Origin of the sequence: Sutterella wadsworthensis 2_1_59BFAA (genome assembly GCF_000297775.1) — a bacterium.
In the GTDB taxonomy this organism is placed as follows: domain Bacteria; phylum Pseudomonadota; class Gammaproteobacteria; order Burkholderiales; family Burkholderiaceae_F; genus Sutterella; species Sutterella wadsworthensis_A.
The window spans coordinates 416,456-419,265 of record NZ_JH815514.1 but is presented as its reverse complement, the minus strand read 5'-3'; the positions used below and the strand labels follow the sequence as shown (position 1 = coordinate 419,265).

1 rRNA gene (cut by a window edge) is annotated in these 2,810 nt (G+C 52.0%); it reads right to left on the bottom strand.

Features of this window, described 5'->3' with window-relative positions:
- Positions 1–99 precede the first annotated feature (99 nt).
- Positions 100–2,810 (bottom strand): 23S ribosomal RNA (locus HMPREF9465_RS04165); it runs 172 nt beyond the window's last position.

Sequence of the window (2,810 nt, the reverse complement as noted above, 5' to 3'; positions counted from 1 at the left end):
GCAGCGAATTCTTCACTTGGTCAGAAACAAAGCTGAGCTGTGATTCATTGACTCAGAAATTCTCTTGACGACATTCAGTCAAAAAAGCTTCACGGTTATAGGATCAAGCTTCACGAGCAATTAGTAATGGTTAGCTGAGTGCCTCACAGCACTTACACACCCATCCTATCAACGTCCTGGTCTCGAACGACTCTTTAGGGAGGTCTAGCCTCCAGGAAGACTTATCTTCAGGCAAGTTTCCCGCTTAGATGCTTTCAGCGGTTATCTCTTCCCCACATAGCTACCCGGCGATGCCACTGGCGTGACAACCGGTACACCAGAGGTGAGTCCACTCCGGTCCTCTCGTACTAGGAGCAGCCCCCGTCAATCTTCCAGCGCCCACGGCAGATAGGGACAAAACTGTCTCACGACGTTTTAAACCCAGCTCACGTACCTCTTTAAATGGCGAACAGCCATACCCTTGGGACCGGCTACAGCCCCAGGATGAGATGAGCCGACATCGAGGTGCCAAACACCGCCGTCGATATGAACTCTTGGGCGGTATCAGCCTGTTATCCCCAGAGTACCTTTTATCCGTTGAGCGATGGCCCTTCCATACAGAGCCACCGGATCACTATGACCTACTTTCGTATCTGCTCGACTTGTGGGTCTCGCAGTCAAGCACGCTTTTGCCATTGCACTATCAGCACGATTTCCGACCGTACCTAGCGTACCTTCGCACTCCTCCGTTACCCTTTAGGAGGAGACCGCCCCAGTCAAACTGCCTACCATGCACGGTCCCCGGACAGGATGACTGTCCCAGGTTAGAACCTCAAACAAATCAGGGCGGTATTTCAAGGACGCCTCCGCCACAACTGGCGTTGTGGTTTCACAGGCTCCCGCCTATCCTACACAGATCGGTTCAAAGTCCAATGCAAAGCTACAGTAAAGGTTCATGGGGTCTTTCCGTCTAGCCGCGGGGAGATTGCATCATCACAAACACTTCAACTTCACTGAGTCTCAGGAGGAGACAGTGTGGCCATCGTTATGCCATTCGTGCAGGTCGGAACTTGCCCGACAAGGAATTTCGCTACCTTAGGACCGTTATAGTTACGGCCGCCGTTTACTGGGACTTCGATCAGGAGCTTGCACCCCATCAATTAATCTTCCAGCACCGGGCAGGCATCACACCCTATACGTCGACTTTCGTCTTTGCAGAGTGCTGTGTTTTTAATAAACAGTCGCAGCCACCGATTATCTGAGACCTCTTCGCGCTCGGGGTGTTTCTCCCTCCACGCTACAAAGGCACACCTTATCCCGAAGTTACGGTGTCAATTTGCCGAGTTCCTTCTCCTGAGTTCTCTCAAGCGCCTGAGCATATTCAGCTCGCCCACCAGTGTCGGTTTGCGGTACGGTCCCGCTGAACTGGAGCTTAGAGGCTTTTCCTGGAAGCACATCCAATCACTTCGCTCAAAAGAGAGCTCGATGCTTTGCCTCGGAGATTCGCTGACGGATTTGCCTGTCAGCCTCCTACGCTCGCAAACCGGGATATCCAACACCCGGATGATCTTCAATACTCCGTCCCCCCTTCGCATTCAGCGGTGGTCAAGGAATATTAACCTTGTTCCCATCAGTTACGCTTCTCAGCCTCACCTTAGGGGCCGACTCACCCTGCTCCGATGAACGTAGAGCAGGAAACCTTGGGCTTACGGCGAGCGGGCTTTTCACCCGCTTTAACGTTACTCATGTCAGCATTCGCACTTCTGATACCTCCAGCAACCCTTACGAGTCACCTTCGCAGGCTTACAGAACGCTCCCCTACCACTCACACACAAGTGTGAATCCGCGGCTTCGGTTATTGACTTAGCCCCGTTACATCTTCCGCGCAGAAAGACTCGATCAGTGAGCTATTACGCTTTCTTTGAAGGATGGCTGCTTCTAAGCCAACTTCCTGACTGTCTTAGCCTTTCCACTTCGTTTTCCACTTAGTCAATATTAGGGACCTTAGCCGGCGGTCTGGGTTGTTTCCCTCTTGAGTCCGGACGTTAGCACCCGGTGCTCTGTCTCCCGTGCTCAAACTTCCAAGTATTCGGAGTTTGCCATGGTTTGGTAAGACGCCATGTCCCCCTAGCCATAACAGTGCTCTACCCCCTGGAGTCATACACGAGGCACTACCTCAATAGTTTTCGGGGAGAACCAGCTATCTCCAGATTTGTTTAGCCTTTCACCCCTATCCACAGCTCATCCGCTAATTTTGCAACACTAGTCGGTTCGGTCCTCCAGTGTGTGTTACCACACCTTCAACCTGGCCATGGATAGATCATCTGGTTTCGGGTCTACGCCTAACGACTGAACGCTCTGTTCGAACTCGCTTTCGCTGCGCCTCCCCTATACGGTTAAGCTCGCCATTAAACGTAAGTCGCTGACCCATTATGCAAAAGGTACGCAGTCACCCCTTAACGAGGCTCCTACTGTTTGTATGTATGCGGTTTCAGGATCTATTTCACTCCCCTCCCGGGGTTCTTTTAACCTTTCCTTCACAGTACTGGTACGCTATCGGTCGATCACGAGTATTTAGCCTTGGAGGATGGTCCCCCCATCTTCGAGCAGGATGTCACGTGTCCCGCTCTACTTATCGCACACTTAGTACCACAGCTGCCTTTTCCAGTAAGGGGCTATCACCCTCTATGGCCGGACTTTCCAGACCGTTCCCGTAAGTTGGCTGCTATCGAGTGCTGGGCTGATCCGATTTCGCTCGCCGCTACTTTCGGAATCTCGGTTGATTTCTTTTCCTGAAGCTACTTAGATGTTTCAGTTCGCTTCGTTCGCCT